Consider the following 17,896-nt stretch of genomic DNA (forward strand, 5'->3'; position numbering starts at 1 on the left):
GGCGCCACACTGACGAGGATGATCGAACCCAAGAAGCTCATCCAGGCCGAAGCACAGATCCGATCTCTCGAGGACTACCGACAGCTCTACGAGAGCTCCATCCGGGACCCGGAGGCCTTCTGGTTCGAGCAGGCCGCCCGCCTGGAGTGGTTCCACCCGCCCCGGAACATCCTCGACCAGGACACCCGGGAGATCGACTTCTCGTGGTACGGCGGCGGCAAGCTGAACGTCGCCCACAACTGCATCGACCGTCACCTCGAGACCCGCGCCGACAAGACCGCCATCCTCTGGGCGGCCGACGAGGCCGGCGAGTACCGGCACATCACCTACCGGGAGCTCAAGCACGAGGTCGCCCGGGTCGCGAACGTGCTCCTGCACCACGGAGTCCGGAAGGGCGACCGGGTCTGCCTCTACCTGCCGATGGTGCCGGAGCTGGCCTTCGCGATGCTGGCCTGCGCCCGGATCGGCGCGGTGCACTCGGTGGTCTTCGCCGGCTTCTCGGCTGACGCCCTGCGAGACCGCATCCTCGACGCCCGGGCCAAGGTGCTGATCACCGCCAACGAGGGCCTCCGGGGCGGCAAGACCCTCCCCCTCAAGGAGATCGCCGACCAGGCCATCGAGGGCCTCTCGGTGGTCGAGAAGGTCCTCGTCGTGAAGCGCACGGACGCCGAGGTGTCGATGCGGCCGGGGAGGGACCTCTGGCTGCACGAGGAGACGCTGCGCCAGCGCTCCACCTGTCCGGTGGAGTGGATGTCCTCGGAGGATCCCCTCTTCATCCTCTACACCTCCGGCTCGACCGGGAAGCCCAAGGGCGTGCTCCACACCACCGCCGGCTACCTGGTCTACGCCTCCCTCACCCACGAGTGGGTCTTCGACCTCAAGGAGGACGACATCTACTTCTGCGCGGCGGACGTGGGCTGGATCACCGGGCACAGCTACATCGTCTACGGACCGCTGGCGAACGGCGCCACGACGGTGATGTTCGAGTCCACCCCACTCTACCCGGACGCCTCCCGCTACTGGCAGGTGGTGGACGACCTGCAGGTCACCATCTTCTACACGGCCCCCACGGCCATCCGGGCGATCGCCCGGGAGGGCGACGAGCCCGTCACCCGGCACTCCCGCAAGAGCCTGCGCGTCCTGGGCACGGTGGGAGAGCCCATCAACCCCGAGGTCTGGCAGTGGTACCACGACGTGGTGGGCGGCAAGCGCTGCGCCATCGTCGACACCTGGTGGCAGACCGAGACCGGCGGGATCCTCATCGCGCCCCTGCCCGGCGCGACCCCGCTGAAGCCCGGCTCGGCCACCCTCCCCTTCTTCGGGGTGCGGCCGGTCCTGGTCGACGCCGAGGGCGCGGTGATCGAGGGCAACGGGGTCTCGGGCAACCTCTGCCTCGAGGGCAGCTGGCCGGGACAGGCGCGCACCATCTGGGGCGACCACGCCCGCTACAAGGAGACCTACTTCTCGACCTACCCCGGCCTCTACTTCACGGGAGATGGCTGCCGGCGGGACGAGGATGGCTACTACTGGATCACCGGCCGGGTCGACGACGTGCTCAACGTCTCGGGCCACCGCCTGGGCACCGCCGAGGTCGAGAGCGCCCTGGTGGCGCACGACGGCGTGGCCGAGGCCGCGGTGGTGGGCTTCCCCCACGACCTGAAGGGCACGGGCATCTACGCCTACGTGATCATCACCCCCGAGTTCGCCGACTGGGATCCCGAGGAGCTGCAGGGCGCGCTCAAGGAGCAGGTCCGCCAGGCCATCTCCCCCATCGCTCAGCCCGATCGCATCCAGCTGGTCCCGGGCCTCCCCAAGACCCGCTCGGGCAAGATCATGCGTCGCATCCTGCGCAAGATCGCCTCGGCCGAGTACGACCAGCTCGGCGACACCAGCACCCTGGCCGACCCCTCGGTGGTCGACGCCATCGTCGCCGGCCACCGGAAGGGATAGCGCGCTAGCGCCAGTCGAGGACCAGCAGGGTGGTCGTGTCTCCCCGCCAGCTCTCGGCGAAGAAGCGCGCCTCCACCCGCCCGGCGCCGGCCAGCTCCAGCAGGCGGGTGAAGAAGCCCATCGCCTGGGTCGCCGCGGCCTCCTCGGCCTTGGGCTCCATCCCGTAGCCGATGGCGAGGCGGATCTCCGTGTCGACCAGCTTCGTCGTCCGGAAGACCGTGAAGTCGAAGTAGCTGGCCTGATGGACCAGCAGCCTCATGAGCGACTCCCGGGGATCGCCGCGCACCAGCAGGGCCGGCGTCTTCTCCACGAGACTGTCGGCGGTCACCCGGCCCCAGAGGCGCACCTGCTCCAGGGCGTCGCCCGGGATCGTCTCCAGGAGGGCCAGCCCCAGCTGCTCCATCACGTCGAGGCGGTACCACTCGTCCGGGTCGATGGTGAGGCCGAGGTACTCGTGGTCCTCGGGGGCGAGGCGCTCGGACCAGTCGATGTCCTTGCGCGCCCGGAGCATCCGCACGTAGTCGACGAAGAGGATCCCCTTGACCTTCCGCTTCCCCATGGGGGGAAGGAGAGACCACGAAGGGGGACCTCCGGGCAAGACCCGCGAGGGCGGGCCGACCGGGGGCTCAGCCGCGCTTGATGCTGCCGTCGCCGGCGACCGACCAGAGCTCGCCCGAGTAGATCAGCTCCTCGAGGGTGCCCTTGCCGGTCTTCTCGATCTGCTCCTCGATCTGCGCGGCCACGACCTGCTCGTAGGCCGGCTGCTCCACCGAGCGGAAGATGCCGATCGGGGTCGGGAAGTCGGGGGGCAGCATCTGGGCCAACATGAAGGCGAGGGTGGGGTTCTCCTCGGTGGGATCCCAGACGATGCAGTCGTCCTCGGTGACGCCGTCGCCGAGGGCGACGACCTCGAGGCGGGTCCCGTTCATCCGGATGCCCTTGTCCCGGCCCTTACCGAAGACCAGCGGCTTGCCCGCCTCCAGGGTCAGGCCCTGCTCGTCCCGGACCGGCTTGTCGGTCATGAAGGTGTAGGCGCCGTCGTTGAAGATGTTGCAGTTCTGGTAGACCTCGATGAAGGCCGAGCCCTCGTGCGCCGCCGCCGCGGCGACCACCTCGCGCAGGTGGGGCTGGAAGACGTCCACGCTCCGGGCCACGAAGGAGGCGCCGGCCCCCAGCACCAGGGCCAGGGGGTTGAAGGGGGTGTCCACCGAGCCGAAGGGGGTCGACTTGGTCTTCTTCCCCACCGGGCTGGTGGGGGAGTACTGCCCCTTGGTCAGGCCGTAGATCCGGTTGTTGAACATCACCACCTTCACCCCCACGTTGCGCCGCAGGAGGTGGATGAGGTGGTTGCCGCCGATGCTCATGGCGTCGCCGTCACCAGTGGCGACCCAGACCTGGAGGTCGGGCCTCGCCATCTTGACGCCGGTGGCGATCCCCGGCGCCCGGCCATGGATGCCGTGGAAGCCGTAGGTGTCCATGTAGTAGGGGAAGCGGCTCGAGCAGCCGATCCCCGAGACCACCACGAACTTCTCCTTGGGGACGCCCAGGGTGGGCAGGACCGTCTGGATCGCCGAGAGGATGGCGTAGTCGCCACAGCCCGGGCACCAGCGGACCTCCTGGTCCGACTGGAAGTCCTTCTTCGTCAGCTTCACGACCTCAGTCATTGCTCTTCGCCTCCAGCGCCGCCTCGATCCGCTGCAACAGCTCGTCCCGGTAGAAGGGCATCCCCTCCACCTTCGAGAAGCTCACCACCTCCCGGCGGAACTTCGCCTGGATCACGAAGGCGAGCTGGCCGTCGTTCATCTCGGGGATGAGGATCTTGTCGAAGCGACCGAGCACCTCACCCAGGTTCTTGGGGAAGGGGTTGAGGTAGCGCAGGTGTGCCCGGCTGACCTTCAGGCCCTTCTCCTGGGCCTTGCGAACGGCGCCGGTGATGGCGCCGAGGGTGCTGCCCCAGCCGAGCACCAGCAGGTCGCCGGAGGGCTCACCCACGACCTCGAGCTCGGGGATGTGGTCGGCGATCTTCGCGACCTTCGCCGCCCGCAGGCGCGTCATCTCGTCGTGGTTCTTCGGGTCGTAGGAGACGTTGCCCGTGAGCTTGTCCTTCTCCAGGCCGCCGACCCGGTGCTCGAGCCCCGGGACCCCGGGGATCGCCCAGGGCCGGGCCAGGTGCTCCTCGTTGCGCGCGTAGGGCTGGAAGCCCTCCGGCTCGGTGGGCGACTCGACCCTCGGCCGGGGCAGGCTCTTCAGGTCGGGCAGCCGCCAGGGCTCGGAGCCGTTGGCGATGTAGCCATCGGAGAGCAGCAGCACCGGCGCCATCGACTCGACCGCGATCCGGCAGGCCTCCATCGCCGTGTCGAAGGCGTCGGCCGGCGAGGAGGCGGCGATCACCGGGACCGGGGAGTCGCCGTTGCGGCCGAAGAGGGCCTGCAGCAGGTCCGACTGCTCGGTCTTGGTGGGCAGGCCGGTGGAGGGGCCGCCGCGCTGCACGTTCACCACGACCAGGGGCAGCTCGACCATCACCGCGAGGTTCAGGGCCTCGGACTTCAGGGCCAGGCCCGGACCGCTGGTGGTGGTCACCGCCAGGTGGCCGGCGTAGGCCGCTCCGATGGTGGCCGCGATGGCGGCGATCTCGTCCTCGGCCTGGAAGGTGATGACCCCGTGGCGCTTGTAGCCCGAGAGCTCGTGGAGGATGTCGCTGGCGGGGGTGATGGGGTAGGAGCCCAGGTAGAGTGGCCGCCCGATCTGGTGGCTGGCCGCCACCAGGCCGATGGCCAGGGCGCTGTTCCCCATGATGTTCCGGTAGGTGCCCTCCCCGAGCGCCGCCGGGGCGATCTCGTAGCGCACCTGGAACGCCTGGGTGATGTCGCAGAAGTTGTAGCCCGCGTGGAGGACCTTCTCGTTGGCCTCGGCGAGGGTCGGCTTCGACGCGAACTTCTCCCGGAGCCAGTCCACCGAGGTCTCCAGCGGTCGGCTGAAGATCCAGTACACCATCCCGAGGGCGAAGAAGTTCTTGCAGCGGTCCATCGACTTGGTGTCGAGGCCGCTGCCCTCGAGGGCGCGCCGGGTCATCGTGGTGATGTCGGCGGTGTGCACCCGGTAGCCCTCGAGGCTGCCGTCCTCGAGGGGGTTCGCCTCGTAGCCGGCCTTCTGGAGGTTGCGCGCGTTGAACTCGTCGGTGTTGGCGATGATGATGCCGTTCGGCCTCAGATCGGCCAGGGACTTCTTCAGCGCCGCCGGGTTCATCGCGACCAGCACGTCCGGCGCGTCACCGGGCGTGTGGATGTCGTAGTTCGCGATGCGGACCTGGAAGGCCGAGACCCCGGGGATCGTCCCCGCCGGGGCCCGGATCTCCGCCGGATAGTCCGGGAAGGTCGCGAGGTCGTTTCCGAGGAGCGCGGAGGTCGAGGTGAACTGACCTCCGGTCAGCTGCATCCCGTCTCCCGAGTCACCCGCGAAGCGGATGACCACCTCGTCCATGGTCTCCCGCGTGTGAATCCGCTCGCCGCCAGCCACCTGCTCTGTGCTCGTCATGGCCCTCTCTACCTGATGCCCCCGAAGCGAAGATGGCAAGAAGGTAGGCCGATGAATCCCTGGAGCCAACGGATCCGGCGATCTTTTCGCATTCTCCGGGGGTACCGGCGGTCAGCGGCGGCCCGGGGTTCGCCCCAGGGCGAAGCCGAGGAAGCGCGAGCGCACCTGCCGGCTGGCCAGCGCCCGCTCCGCCCCCGGCAGGCGGCAGAGGGCGTCCACGGCCTGGCCGAGGAAGCTCGCGCCGAGGCTCTCGCCTCCGTCGAAGATCAGCTGCCCGAGGCGCCCCCGCTCCAGACTCTGGCGGATCACGCGATCCACCGAGTTCAGGGGGACATCGGGGTCCTCGGCGCGCTGCCTCATCCGCATGGCCTCCTTGCCGCAGGCGGTGGCGCAGACCCCGCAGCCGATGCAGCGCTCCTCTTCGACCACCGGCCGCATCTGGTTCTTCCGGACCGTCCGCTCCCTCCGGGGCACCATCGAGATGGCCGCGATGGGGCAGGCGCGGGAGCAGCGCTGGCAGCCCACGCAGGTCTCGTCGTCGGCCTCGGCCAGGAAGCGGCTGGGGTTCACGGCCGGCAGGTCGTACTCGTTGATCGCCTGGAGCTGACCACAGCAGCAGCCACAGCAGTTGCAGAGGTAGCTCGGCCGGCGCTGGACGTTGTCGGCGATCTGCACCAGGCCCGCCTCGCGGGAGCGGTGGAGGATCTCGAGGGCCTCGCTCCTCTCGATCGACCACCCGAAGCCCCGCCGGGCGATGAACTCGGCGCCGGCGTCCAGGGAGAGGCAGTTGTCCATCTCGCTGTCGCACTGCTCCCCGAGGTGCTCGGCCTTGTGGCGGCAGTAGCAGAGGGCCACCGCGAGGCTGCGGGCGCCCTCGATCAGCTCGGTGGCCCGCTCCCAGGGCAGGACGTCGGGCAGCGCGGCGGCCCCGATCGCCGTCTCGTGCACCATGGCCCGGCCGATCATCGTCTCGTGGCCGAAGGCCTCCCGGGCGAAGGTCTCGTCGCCGTGGGTGTAGGCCCGCAGGGCCTCGGCCATCTTCTTGCGGGGGATCTCGTCGTGGGCCCGCATCAGGGAGAACTCGAAGAAGCCCACCACCGGCGGGGAGAGGAGGTAGCGGGTCTTGCCGGTCTTCGGGTCGACCACGTCCATCACCAGCCCCTTGTCGGCCATCCGGTCGAGGCGGGGCTTCAGCTCCTCGGGGGCAAGCTTCAGCTTCGCCGCGATCTTCCCCAGGCCCGAGGGCTTCAGCGGCAGGCGGGCCGCGAGGGCCGCCTCCTCTGGGGTGTAGAGGATCTCCAGGATCTCCCGCCAGCCGAAGGCCGCCTTCTCCGAGGCCGGCTTCGGGTAGCCCACGGGGCCGGCGTCCAGGCGCTCGACGAGATCGGCGTACTCCTGCTTGAGGTGACCGAGGTGACCCATGGGCGTCCTTTCGAGGGAGCGGGGAGCGGGTGAGCGAGGGGAGAGCCTACCATTCTGGCGCGAGCGGGACGGCCCCCAATCGAGCGCCCCGGAAGGGGCCAATGGGTGTCCTGATTCAGGACAGTCTTCGGTTTCGTAAACAATTGATTTCTTTGTGGTTATCGAAAATTGTCCCTCGAATCGCCCGGGAGATGGCTTCCAAGCTGTTTTCTGTCGCTACAGATGCCGCCCTGGTATGTCCCCTCCTTACACAGGCGCCCAGGAGCGTCACCGTGGCACACATCCTGAGTATGGTTTCCCGGCATTCGAATCGCCTCATCGCAAGGGAGCACCGCATGAAGACCCAGATCCTCCGTATCGCCTCCTTCCTGGCCGTCTCGGCCCTCCTCTCGGCCTGCGTGGTCGAGCAGCGCTTCGACCCGAACGCGAGCGCAGACCCCGATCTGAGGGGGGATCTCACCACCCCGAACATGAGCGTGGCCCCCCGGCGCAGCTGCGGTACCCCCAACCCGACCGCCACCGAGGTCGAGCAGGTCGCGGTGGTCCTCGACGCCCACCGGGCCGCCATGCGCCTGGCCGCCTCCACCGCGGTCACCATCCCGGTGGCCTGGCACGTCATCCACAAGGGCAACACCGGCAAGCTCTCCAACGGCGCCATCAGCGGCTCGATCAACGTGCTCAACCAGTCCTACGGCGGCAACACCGGCGGCGTGGACACCGGCTTCACCTTCTCCCTGGCCAGCGTCACCTACACCGACGACGCCAACTGGTACGACAACTGCGACAGCAGCACGGTCGAGGCGGCGATGAAGAGCACGCTGCGCACCGGCGGCCCCGAGACCCTCAACGTCTACTCCTGCGGCATGACCGGCAGCGGCCTCCTGGGCTGGGCGACCTTCCCGAGCTGGTACGGCGGCAACCCCTCGGACGACGGCGTGGTCCTCCTCGACGGCTCGGTCCCCGGCGGCAACGCGGCCCCCTACAACGAGGGCGACACCCTCACCCACGAGGTCGGCCACTGGCTCGGCCTCTACCACACCTTCCAGGGCGGCTGCCGTGGCGCGGGTGACTACGTCGACGACACCCCGGCCGAGTCCAGCCCGGCCTACGGCTGCCCGGTCGGCCGCGACAGCTGCCGCCGCGACACCGGTGACGATCCGGTCGTGAACTTCATGGACTACAGCGACGACTACTGCATGTTCGAGTTCACGAACGGCCAGGCCGCGCGCATCGTCGACGCCTGGGGCGCCTACCGCGGCGCGGCGGTCCCCGAGTGCAGCGCCGACGCCGACTGCGACGACGGCGACGCCTGCAACGGCCTCGAGACCTGCTCCGGCGGCGCCTGCCAGGCCGGCACGGCGGTGAGCTGCGGCGCGGGCGAGACCTGCAACGCCTCCACCGGCGCCTGCGAGGCCGCGCCGCCCGCACCCGAGTGCGCTCCCCGCAAGGCTGCCTGCTCCACCGGCGCGGACTGCTGCTCCGGCAACTGCAACCCCCGGAAGGGCACCTGCAACTAGGCCGCCGAGGGCGTGAACGAGCGGCCCCCCTCCCCTCCCGGGGTCGGGGGCCGTTCTCTTGGTTCACACCTCGAGCTTGCCGAGGTGGTGACCGCCGGCGAGATCGACGGCGGTCAGCCGCAGGGGCGTGCCGCCCCGGACGGTGAGGGGCTCGCTCTCGACGGTGACCGGATCGGGGTGCCGCCCGCCGGTGGGGCGGTGGGTGAACCAGATCGGGGTCTTGGAGCTGCGCTCGCAGATCCACCAGGCGTCCAGGCGCTCGAGGCTGGAGACCTCCCTCGGGCCGTCGGCGCCGGGGACCTCCAGGAGGCGAACGACCGGGCCGGCGAGGCTCCACTCGGCCTCGGCCTCGAGGCCGCCGGCGCGCTCGGGGATCTCTCCGGCGACGGCGAAGGGGACGCCCTCGTCGATCAGGCGGCGACGGCTCTGGTGGATCGCCAGGGGCAAGGCGTCGATCGAGACGAACTCCCGGCCGAGGCGCGCGGCGGCCACCGCGGTGGTGCCGGCGCCGCCGAAGGGATCGAGGACGAGGTCCCCGGGATCGCTCGACGCCTCGACGATCCGCTCGAGCAGCGCCACGTTCTTCTGGGTGGCGTAGCCGGTCTTCTCGGCGCTGAAGCTCTTCACCTGGATCGAGTCGAGGTCGGTCCAGACGTCCTCGATGGGGCGGCCCTCGCCCTCGCCCCCGCCGCGCCGCTCGTATCCATCCGGGTGGGGCAGGAGCTTCTTGTGGAAGGGCGCGCCGGGCCGGGCGTAGTAGAGGATGACGTCGTGGTTGCGCACCCAGTTCTGGGCCCGGGTCTTGAAGCCCGAGACCCAGCCGATGCGCCAGATGATCTGCCGGGAGAAGTGCTCGGCCCCGAAGATCTCGTCCATGAGCACCTTCACGTAGTGGGCCGCCGAGGCGTCGAGGTGCAGGTAGACCGAGCCGTCCTCGGCCAGCAGGTGCGCGATCAGGCGCAGGCGCGGCTCGAGGAAGGAGAGGTACTCCCCCAGGCCTCCCGACCAGACGTCGTCGAAGGCGTCGACCTCCCAGGAGAGGTCCCGCAGCTTGATCCGGTGCCGGTAGCGGGCCCCGCTGAAGAAGGGGGGATCGAGGTAGCAGAGGCGGACCGAGCCGGGCTCCAGGGCCGCCATCGCCGGGAGGTTGTCCCCGAGGATCAGCCGGCCGGAGAGGTTGGCCGCGCGGTCGGCCCAGCGCTCGTTGTTCTCGAGCAGGGCCGGCTCCACCTCGAGCGGCCCCTCCGGCCTCCCCTCCCAGTGGAGGCGGGGCGCGCCGGCTGCCGCAGCTCGCTCGATCCGCAGGCTCACCCCGACAGGAATCGCGCCTCGGTTTGCCAGCGTCAAGGGTCGGCGAGGTCACCCGCGGCGCTTCGCGGCGGCCCGGGCGAGGAGTAGACTCCCGCGCCATGGACGCACGCAGCGTATTCCTGAAGCAGATCACCGAGGCCTTCGGACCCCCGGGGATGGAGGACGAGGTCGCCGCCATCCTGCGCGAGCGGGTCGCGCACTTCTGCGAGGTGAGCCGGGACAACATCGGCTCCTTCATCGCGGAGAAGAAGGGCAGCGCCGAGGGCCCCCGGATCATGGTCGCCGGTCACATGGACGAGGTGGCCTGGATGGTCACCGACCTCGAGAGCGGCGGCTACCTGCGCATCCGCCCTCTGGGCGGCTGGTGGCCCCACGTCATGCTCGGCCAGCGGGTGATCGTCCGCACGGCCAAGGGCTCCTTCCTGGGGATCATCGGCTCCAAGCCGCCCCACGAGCTCAAGGAGGACGAGCGCAAGAAGGTCCTCGACTGGGACGACATCTTCGTCGACCTCGGCGCGGCCGAGAACTTCGACGTCCTCGAGGCCACCGGCGTCCGCCGCGGCGACTTCGTGGTGCCCCACGCGCCCTACGAGACCCTCGTCAACGAGAAGCTCTCGGTGGTGAAGGCCTGGGACAACCGGGTGGGCTGCGCCCTGGCCACCGATCTGCTCCGGGAGCTGAAGGACCAGGATCACCCCAACACGGTCTTCGGCGTCGCCACCGTGCAGGAGGAGATCGGCCTGCGGGGCGCCGACACCAGCGCCTACTCGGTGAAGCCCGACATCGCCTTCGCCGTCGACGTGGGCCTCGCCCTCGACACCCCGGGCTCCAAGAAGAGCGAGAAGAACCCCGAGCGCCTCGGCAGCGGCGTGAGCATCCTGCTCCTCGAGGGCCGGGCCGTGGCCCACCCCCGCCTCGCCCGCTTCGTGATGGACGTGGCCGAGGAGGAGAAGATCCCCTACCACGCCACGTCGTTGGGTGGAGGCAGCACGGACGCCAACCGCTTCCAGGTCGCCGGCGCCGGCGTACCCAGCGTGGCGATCTGCGTCCCCTCCCGCTACATCCACTCCCACTCCTCGTTGATCCACCGCGACGACTACGATTCGGCGCTGGCGCTGCTCACCGCCGTCACGAAGCGGCTGGACGAGGAGACGGTGCGGAAGATCCGGGGCGGCTGACGAGGGCCGGGTGAGGGCGGCGCGCTCCCGTACGCCGCCCTCGCGCGCGGCCGGATCAGCTCTCGCTGGTCAGCGCCTCCGGCGCCTTCGCGGCGCCGCGGGTGCTGAAGCCCAGGAGGGTGTAGGCGGGACAGGTCCCGAGCGCGCCGGTGACCAGCGGCAGCAGGCCGATCCAACCCCAGGGGGTCTGGGGACCGACGAAGACCAGGGCGAGGGCGCCCAGGCCGATGAGGACGCGCAGGGCGCGCTCGACGACGTGCTCGTTGTTGGGGAAGAGCTTGGCGATCATGGGGGCCCCCTTCTCGGTGGCGGTGGTTGAAAATCTTTCTCAAGACGTGAGAGCCGCCGCTCCCGGAAAAGGGTGCATGCGCCCGACCGCTGCCGCGAGGGCGCGCTGTTCGCGCCCCGCCCGGCGGCCTAACCTATCCCCCCTCGACGGCCCACCATGACCTCCTCCCGGAACCCCTTCGGCCTGCAGGCCCTGCTCCACCTGGCCTGGCCGGTGGTGGTGGCCCGCTCCTCCCAGGCGGTCATCGGCTTCTCGGACGCCCTGATGACCGCCCCCCTGGGTGAGGTGGGCCTGGCCGCGGTCACCACCGGGGCGATGAACACCTTCATGATCACCATCCTCCCGATGGGGGTGGTCTTCATCGGCCAGAGCTTCGCCGCCCAGCTCTCGGCCCGGGGCCGGCCGAGGACGACCGTCCGCTACGCCTGGTACGCCCTCATCGTGGCCGGCGTCGCGGCGCTGGCGTCGCTCGCCGCGATCCCTGCGGTGAGCTCGATCCTGGGCCTGCTCGGCTACCAGCCCGACGTGCACCGGCTGATGACCCTCTACCTGCAGATCCGCCTGCTCTCGATCGGCGCGGCGGTGGCCACCGAGGCCCTGGGGAACTGGTACGGGGGGCTGGGCAACACCCGCCTCCACATGGTCGCCGGCGTGATCGCGATGCTCATCAACGTCTTCCTCAACTGGGTGCTGATCTTCGGGCACCTCGGCTTCCCGGCCCTCGGCGTGGAGGGCGCCGCCTGGGCCAGCGTGATCGCCACCGGGATCGGCTTCCTGGTGCTCCTCGCCGCCTTCGGGCTGAAGATCGCCGTGCCCACCGACTCGGTGCGGCCCGCGGGCCTCTCCCTGGCCGAGCTGCGTCGCTTCCTGCGCTTCGGCCTGCCCCACGGCGTGAACTGGTTCCTCGAGTTCACGGCCTTCGCCTTCTTCATCAACATCGTGGTGGCGGGCCTCGGGACGGTGGTGCTCGCCGCGATGATGGTGGTCATCCAGCTCAACTCGGTCTCCTTCATGCCCGCCTTCGGCTTGACGAGCGCCGGCGCGATCCTCACCGGCCAGGCGATCGGCGAGGGCAAGCTCGACGAGGTGGGCCGGATCGTCCGGCGGACCCTGGCGGTCACCCTCTGCTGGCAGGGCTCGGTGGGGCTCGCCTACCTCCTCCTCCCCGCGCCCCTGATGCGCCTCTTCCAGACCCCGACCGAGAACAGCGCCGAGCTGGTCGCCATCGGCGCGACCCTCCTGGCGATCAGCGCGCTCTGGCAGCTCTTCGACGCCGCCGCCCTGACCCTGGGCGAGGCGCTGCGCTCCGCCGGGGACACCGCCTGGGTGCTCTGGGCGCGGGTGGTGATCGCCTGGGTGATCTTCACCCCCTCGGCCTACTTCGCCGTCCGGATGATGGAGGGAGGGCACATCGCCGCCATGCTCTGCGTGGCGGGCTACATCGCCCTCCTCGCCGTCGTCCTCGTCTTCCGCTTCCGCTCGGGGGCCTGGAAGGAGATCGATCTGACCGGCGCCGACCCGGTCCTCGTGGACGAGAGGTAGAATCGAGTCATGGCCAGAGTGCTGCTGCGTCGCTGCGACGACTACGACCCGGATCGCATCCGGGCGATCATCGGTGAGTGCATGGACGAGCTGGGCCTCAAGCCCGCCGGCCGCACGATGGTGAAGCCCAACACCGTCATCGCCCACGACCACTTCTTCCCGCACTCCTACACCCGCAGCGAGTTCCTCGACGGCCTCCTCGGCGCGCTGCGCGAGCGGGACGACGAGGTCACCGAGCTCTCGGTGGGCGAGCGCTGCGGGATCACCATCCCCACCCGCTTCGCCTTCGCCCAGGCCCACTACCCGAAGGTGCTGCGCCGCCACCGGGCGAGGCCCCGCTACTTCGACGAGATGCCCCAGGTCCGCCGGAACCTCTTCGCGGAGGGGAGGCTGCGCGACTACCTCTACATCCCCGAGGCCGTGGCCGAGACCGAGTGGTACGTCTCGGCGCCGAAGTTCAAGGCCCACCCCTGGACCAAGGTCACCTTCAACCTGAAGCTCTACATCGGCATCCAGGACGACGAGCACCGGCTCATCGACCACGACCACCGCCTGCACACGAAGATCGCCGACCTCTACGAGGTCATCCAGCCCAAGCTCTGCGCCATGGACGCCATCACCGCCGGCGCCAAGAGCATGCTCGTCCCCGAGCCCTACCCCCTGGGCCTGATCATCGTCAGCGACGACGCCGTGGCCGCCGACGCGGTCTCCACCCACATCGTCGGCCTCGATCCCCGGGAGGTGGACCACATCCGGATCGTGGCCGAGCGCGGCTGGGGCCCCATCGACCTCGAGCAGATCGAGATCGACGGCGACTGCACCCTCGACGAGGCCCGCGCCCGGGCCAGCGGCTTCGGGCTCGCCCTCGAGCGCGTCGACGAGAACCTCAACCGGGACTCGAACCTGAAGGTGTACGCCGGCCCGCCCCCGGACACCTACGACTACTGCTGGGGCGGCTGCCCCGGGGCCCTCCAGGAGGGCCTGGCGGTGATCGAGCGCCTCCAGCCGGAGGTGAAGAAGGAGATCGAGCCGATCCACATCGTCTTCGGCGCCTACCAGGGGCCCATCGAGGTGGAGGGGGACGAGAAGGTCCTCTTCATCGGGGACTGCGCCTGCTGGAAGGGCGAGATCGCCGGTGAGCCGGTGGAGATCGAGAGCCGCTACCGCGAGCGGCACCTCATCCGGCCGGAGTCGGTGAAGGCCACCGACCTGCCGGGCAAGATCACCAAGGTCCTCGGCGAGCGGCTGCAGGCGCTGGGCAAGCGGGTGATCCGGGTGCCGGGCTGCACGGTGAGCGTCGCGGAGAACGTCCTCTACCTCTCGGCCCTCGGGAAGACGAAGAACCCCTACTACGACCCCCGGATGGTCTTCGGCTTCGCCTGGCACTGGTCCGCGACGAAGCTCTTCCGCCTCCTGGGCCGCCTGCGCGCCCCGCACCCCGAGGCGCTGCAGCAGCCCGACCGACCGGCCTGATCAGGCGGCGGCGCCGAGCTCGAAGCTCTCGAGCTTGAGGCCGGGCGCCGGCTCGGACTCGCCCCGGTAGATGTCCCAGTAGCGCTTGCGGGCGGCGCCGAGGGCCTGGGCGATGGGGTGATCGAGCTGGGAGCTCACCTCGCCGATGACCACGCCCTCCATGTCGGCCAGCCAGAGCTTGGTGCAGCGGTTGAGGATCCCCGCCGTGCCGATGCTGCAGATCGTGGCGACCTCGCCGAACTTCGCCCGGCGGATCAGCTCGCCGTAGGTCATGTCCCGCTCCTCGACCTCGACGCCCTCGTCCTGGAGGATCGAGGTGATCCCCCGGACGGTGACCGAGGGCAGGATGAGCGGGCTGTCGGGGATGCGGATCACGTGCCCGTTGGTCAGGGCGATCAGCGCGCAGGAGCTGTCCCACTCGCTGATGGTGCGCTCGGCCAGGGGCAGGTCCGTGCGGTCGTCGAGGAAGAGGGCCGAGGCCGCCTCGACGTGGATCTTGCGGGCCGCCTGCACCGCCTTCACGCTCATCAGGTAGTTGCCGCCGAGCTTGAGGCAGCCGGTGCCGTTCGCCCGGGTGGCGCGCACCAGGAAGGGGATCGCCACGCCGTTGAAGGGCTCGCCGAGGTAGGACTCGTAGTGGTTGCCCACGATCCGGATGGTGGGCCGGCCCGGGAAGGTCACGCCGATGGACTGGTCGGCGTCGATGGTGAAGGGACGCAGGTAGCCCTGCGAGCCCAGGGCCGCCATCTCCTCGATGAAGGGGCGGTGGATGGGATCCCGCAGGAAGTGGAGGATCAGGCTGCGCAGCTCGTCGACCGAGGGGACCCAGGCCTGCTGGGGATCCGAGAGGTTGAAGCCGATGCCCCGCTGGAAGCGGCCGAGGTTGTGATCGAGGTTCAGGAAGGAGGCGTGGTAGCGCCCCCCCTCCTCACGCACGAAGAAGCGGATGCCCTCGAAGGTCAGGCAGAGGCCGTAGTGCACCGAGCGGGAGACCGCGGGGGTGCCCGCCGAGACCGCGAGCATCTCCCGGCGCTTGTCCTCCAGCGTGTAGGAGAGCTGCCCGGGGGCCCAAACGGTTCCTTCGAATCCTGCCATCTCGATCGCTCCTTTTCACCGCCGATCCGGGCCCGCACCATGGTCAGGATCCTCCCCTCTGACAAGGCGCCGCGCCGGCACCCATGACGCAGCGCGCCGCGCCGCGGGCCGGTGGGGAAATCCGGCTCGCTCGGGTAGATTGGTGTCCGGGAGGGCCAGCGCATGAAGCTGAAGCACTGGGACATCGTACTGGCGGCGGCGCTGATCGGCGGGGGCCTCGGCTGCCCGAGCGAGAGCGCCGGGAACGCGGTCTGCGGCAACGCCGTGGTCGAGGTGGGCGAGGCCTGCGACGACGGCAACACCACCGCCGGGGACGGCTGCGACGCGACCTGCCAGTGGGAGCCCTGCACCGACGCGGACGGCGACGGCCACGAGGACGCCACCTGCGGGGGCGACGACTGCGACGACGGCGACCCGGCGAACTTCCCCGGAAACCCCGAGGTCTGCGACGGCCTCGACAACGACTGCCAGGGGGGCGCCGACGACGGCCTGACCTTCCTCGACTACTGGCCCGACCTCGACCAGGACGACCACGGCGACGCGAGCGCCACGCCGGTGAGCGCCTGCGCGCCGATCGCCGGTTCGGTGACCAACGGCGACGACTGCGACGACACGCAGTAAACCATCAGCCCCGACGCCACCGAGCTCGAGTGCGATGGCTTCGACAACGACTGCGACCCCCTGACGCCGGACGACCTCGACCTCGATCAGGACGGAGTCGGTGTGTGCAGCGACTGCAGCGACACCGATCCCGACAACTGGGACTCCTGCGCGACCTGCGTGGACGAGGACGGGGACGGCGCCTACGCGGGCTGCGACGCCTACGTGATGCGGGCCGGCGAGGACTGCGAGCCCCTCGACCCCGCCATCCACCCGGGCGCCACCGAGATCTGCGACAACATCGACAACGACTGCGTCGGCGGCGTCGACGACAACGTCGCCTACCTCGACTACTACCTGGATGGCGACGGCGACGGCTACGGGGACGGCGGCGCGGCCCCGGTGAACGACTGCACGCCCCCGGCCGGGCGCGTGCCGGACGCCACCGACTGCGACGACGGGGACCCCAACAACTGGGCCTCCTGCAGCGCCTGCGTCGACGGGGACGGCGACGGCACCTACGCCGGCTGTGACGCCTACCAGACGATCCTCGAGGACTGCGACGACGGGGACGGCGCCAACTTCCCCGGCAACACCGAGGTCTGCGACGGCGCGGACAACGACTGCGCCGGCGGGGCCGACGACGGCCTGACCTTCAGCGACTACTGGCCGGACATCGACGGCGACGGCTTCGGCGACGCGCTCGCGGCGCCGGTGAGCGCCTGCGCGCCCCCCGCAGGCACGGCGCCGAACGGCAACGACTGCGCCGACGGCGACCCGACGGTGAACCCCGGCGCCGTCGAGATCTGCGAGGACACCATCGACAACGACTGCGTCGGCGGCGACGCGGTCTGCGCCTGCGGCAACGGCTCCCTCGAGAGCGGCGAGGTCTGCGACGACGGCAACCTCTGCGCCTACGACGGCTGCTCCGGCGATCCGGCCGGCGCGGTGAACCAGTGCCAGGGCGAGGAGACCGTCGTCCTCACCACCCTGGCCCTCGGCACCGGCACCACCGGTTTCGACCTCGACGGCGACGGCACCATCGACAACCGGCTGGGCTCCAACGGGACCCTGCGGGGCGAGTTCAACAACATCCTCGCGGGCACCCTCGACGACGGCAGCCTGATGCAGGTCTTCACCATCGCCGCCCTCGACAACGTGCCCTACAGCGGCACCGGCACGCCGGGCTACCAGGACGATCCCGACGTGGTGGTCTCCCTCTACCCGACCGTCGATCCCGCCTGCACCACCGGCCCGGTCTACGGCGCCGCCAACCCGCCGCCCTGGATCGCGGGCCCCTGGCCGGTGGAGCTCTACAGCGACGCCGACGCCTGGGACACCGCGACCTGCGTCGGGGGCGCCCAGATCACCGACGCCGACGACCCGGCCAACGGCATCTACCCCACCGGGGGAGGCCAGCTCGCGAACCCGGCCCCGCCGGCCCCCTACCTCCGGGCCCACGCCAGCCAGCTCTCCCTGGCGCTGGTCGGCGTCCAGACCGTCCTGCACGACGCCACCATCGAGGCCACGGTGGTGGACGACACGGCGGGCATCTCCGCGCTCACCAACGGCGTCCTCGGCGGAGCCGTGGCAGCCAGGAGCCTCTGGGGCATCCCCCTCGACGGCCCCGGCGGCAGCTGCGAGACCGCCCTCCACGCGGTCCGGGCGGTCGCCGGCGTCCCGGACATCGACATCGACGGCGACGGGTCCATGACGATCTCGGTGAGCTGCGCCGGCGGCTGGCTGGCCTGCCTGGTGCCCTGCGGTGGGGCGATCTGGTCCCTGGGCGACTGCGTGGACGAGGCCGGCACGGTCATCCCGGACAGCGACCTGAACGGCGATGGCGTCGTCTCCGACGGTGAGTGTCTCCTCGATCCCCGGATGGACGACGGCTACTCGGCGGGCATGACCTTCACCGCCCAGGAGGTCAGCGTCACCCGCCAGGTCAGCGCGAGCACCTACTGCCCCTGAACCAGAGTCCGGAC

At 70.3% G+C, this 17,896-nt stretch carries 13 protein-coding genes and 1 pseudogene; 7 read left to right on the plus strand and 7 right to left on the minus strand.

Going from position 1 to position 17,896, the window contains the following annotated elements:
- Positions 1-18: 18 nt before the first annotated feature.
- Positions 19-1,950 (plus strand): acetate--CoA ligase, encoded by a 1,932-nt coding sequence (gene acs / locus P1V51_00560; protein MDF1561498.1) that lies wholly within the window; start codon positions 19-21, stop codon positions 1,948-1,950.
- 4 nt (positions 1,951-1,954) lie between these two features.
- On the opposite strand, the gene P1V51_00565 is transcribed toward acs, so the two are convergent.
- The 4 genes from P1V51_00565 to P1V51_00580 all read right to left on the minus strand — a co-directional run bounded on the left by P1V51_00565 (position 1,955) and on the right by P1V51_00580 (position 6,906).
- Complete coding sequence (locus P1V51_00565) at positions 1,955-2,509, minus strand: hypothetical protein (protein ID MDF1561499.1); 555 nt, start codon at positions 2,507-2,509, stop codon at positions 1,955-1,957.
- Positions 2,510-2,576: 67 nt separating this feature from the next.
- On the minus strand, positions 2,577-3,614 hold the full coding sequence (locus tag P1V51_00570) for a 2-oxoacid:ferredoxin oxidoreductase subunit beta (protein MDF1561500.1): 1,038 nt from the start codon (positions 3,612-3,614) through the stop codon (positions 2,577-2,579).
- Entirely contained in the window at positions 3,607-5,484 is a 1,878-nt protein-coding gene (locus tag P1V51_00575; GenBank protein ID MDF1561501.1) for a 2-oxoacid:acceptor oxidoreductase subunit alpha, read from the minus strand. The genes P1V51_00570 and P1V51_00575 overlap by 8 nt, the downstream gene beginning before the upstream one ends.
- Before the next feature lie 111 nt (positions 5,485-5,595).
- Positions 5,596-6,906, minus strand: coding sequence for a 4Fe-4S dicluster domain-containing protein (locus tag P1V51_00580; protein ID MDF1561502.1), 1,311 nt, complete (start codon positions 6,904-6,906; stop codon positions 5,596-5,598).
- 335 nt (positions 6,907-7,241) lie between these two features.
- Between P1V51_00580 and P1V51_00585 the strand changes: the two are divergent.
- Positions 7,242-8,162, plus strand: a pseudogene (locus P1V51_00585) (zinc metalloprotease).
- Positions 8,163-8,486: 324 nt separating this feature from the next.
- On the opposite strand, the gene P1V51_00590 reads toward P1V51_00585, so the two are convergent.
- Positions 8,487-9,734 carry a site-specific DNA-methyltransferase gene (locus P1V51_00590; GenBank protein MDF1561503.1) on the minus strand — a complete coding sequence of 416 codons (1,248 nt, stop codon included), beginning with the start codon at positions 9,732-9,734 and terminating at the stop codon, positions 8,487-8,489.
- 98 nt (positions 9,735-9,832) lie between these two features.
- On the opposite strand from P1V51_00590, the gene P1V51_00595 reads away from it, so the two are divergent.
- Positions 9,833-10,912 carry a M42 family metallopeptidase gene (locus P1V51_00595; protein ID MDF1561504.1) on the plus strand — a complete coding sequence of 360 codons (1,080 nt, stop codon included), beginning with the start codon at positions 9,833-9,835 and terminating at the stop codon, positions 10,910-10,912.
- A gap of 55 nt (positions 10,913-10,967) precedes the next feature.
- On the opposite strand, the gene P1V51_00600 is transcribed toward P1V51_00595, so the two are convergent.
- Positions 10,968-11,201: a DUF2892 domain-containing protein gene (locus P1V51_00600; protein ID MDF1561505.1), complete on the minus strand. Its 234-nt coding sequence runs from the start codon at positions 11,199-11,201 to the stop codon at positions 10,968-10,970.
- A 156-nt stretch (positions 11,202-11,357) separates the two neighbouring features.
- Between P1V51_00600 and P1V51_00605 the strand changes: the two genes are divergently transcribed.
- A complete protein-coding gene (locus tag P1V51_00605; protein MDF1561506.1) occupies positions 11,358-12,743 on the plus strand; it encodes an MATE family efflux transporter in 1,386 nt (461 codons plus the stop codon).
- Between the two features lie 9 nt (positions 12,744-12,752).
- Complete coding sequence (locus tag P1V51_00610; GenBank protein MDF1561507.1) at positions 12,753-14,216, plus strand: DUF362 domain-containing protein; 1,464 nt, start codon at positions 12,753-12,755, stop codon at positions 14,214-14,216.
- Here the strand turns inward: P1V51_00610 and P1V51_00615 are convergent, their stop codons facing one another.
- Positions 14,217-15,311 (minus strand): hypothetical protein, encoded by a 1,095-nt coding sequence (locus tag P1V51_00615; protein ID MDF1561508.1) that lies wholly within the window; start codon positions 15,309-15,311, stop codon positions 14,217-14,219.
- 162 nt (positions 15,312-15,473) lie between these two features.
- Here P1V51_00615 and P1V51_00620 point away from each other — a divergent pair, with 162 nt between their 5' ends.
- Complete coding sequence (locus tag P1V51_00620) at positions 15,474-15,932, plus strand: MopE-related protein (protein ID MDF1561509.1); 459 nt, start codon at positions 15,474-15,476, stop codon at positions 15,930-15,932.
- Positions 15,933-16,034: 102 nt separating this feature from the next.
- The gene (locus P1V51_00625; protein ID MDF1561510.1) at positions 16,035-17,882 is read left to right on the plus strand and encodes a MopE-related protein; all 1,848 of its coding nucleotides are present in this window, start codon (positions 16,035-16,037) and stop codon (positions 17,880-17,882) included.
- The last annotated feature ends 14 nt before the right edge of the window (positions 17,883-17,896 follow it).

The organism is Deltaproteobacteria bacterium (assembly GCA_029210625.1).
In the GTDB taxonomy this organism is placed as follows: Bacteria; Myxococcota; Myxococcia; order SLRQ01; family SLRQ01; genus JARGFU01.

Bases quoted from the DNA above. Each gene is read 5' to 3' on its own strand.
- P1V51_00580 (MDF1561502.1), bottom strand. From the start codon at position 6,906: ATGGGTCACCTCGGTCACCTCAAGCAGGAGTACGCCGATCTCGTCGAG.
- P1V51_00610 (MDF1561507.1), top strand. From the start codon at position 12,753: ATGGCCAGAGTGCTGCTGCGTCGCTGCGACGACTACGACCCGGATCGC.
- P1V51_00565 (MDF1561499.1), bottom strand. From the start codon at position 2,509: ATGGGGAAGCGGAAGGTCAAGGGGATCCTCTTCGTCGACTACGTGCGG.
- P1V51_00570 (MDF1561500.1), bottom strand. From the start codon at position 3,614: ATGACTGAGGTCGTGAAGCTGACGAAGAAGGACTTCCAGTCGGACCAG.
- acs (MDF1561498.1), top strand. From the start codon at position 19: ATGATCGAACCCAAGAAGCTCATCCAGGCCGAAGCACAGATCCGATCT.
- P1V51_00600 (MDF1561505.1), bottom strand. From the start codon at position 11,201: ATGATCGCCAAGCTCTTCCCCAACAACGAGCACGTCGTCGAGCGCGCC.
- P1V51_00620 (MDF1561509.1), top strand. From the start codon at position 15,474: ATGAAGCTGAAGCACTGGGACATCGTACTGGCGGCGGCGCTGATCGGC.
- P1V51_00575 (MDF1561501.1), bottom strand. From the start codon at position 5,484: ATGACGAGCACAGAGCAGGTGGCTGGCGGCGAGCGGATTCACACGCGG.
- P1V51_00615 (MDF1561508.1), bottom strand. From the start codon at position 15,311: ATGGCAGGATTCGAAGGAACCGTTTGGGCCCCCGGGCAGCTCTCCTAC.
- P1V51_00605 (MDF1561506.1), top strand. From the start codon at position 11,358: ATGACCTCCTCCCGGAACCCCTTCGGCCTGCAGGCCCTGCTCCACCTG.
- P1V51_00595 (MDF1561504.1), top strand. From the start codon at position 9,833: ATGGACGCACGCAGCGTATTCCTGAAGCAGATCACCGAGGCCTTCGGA.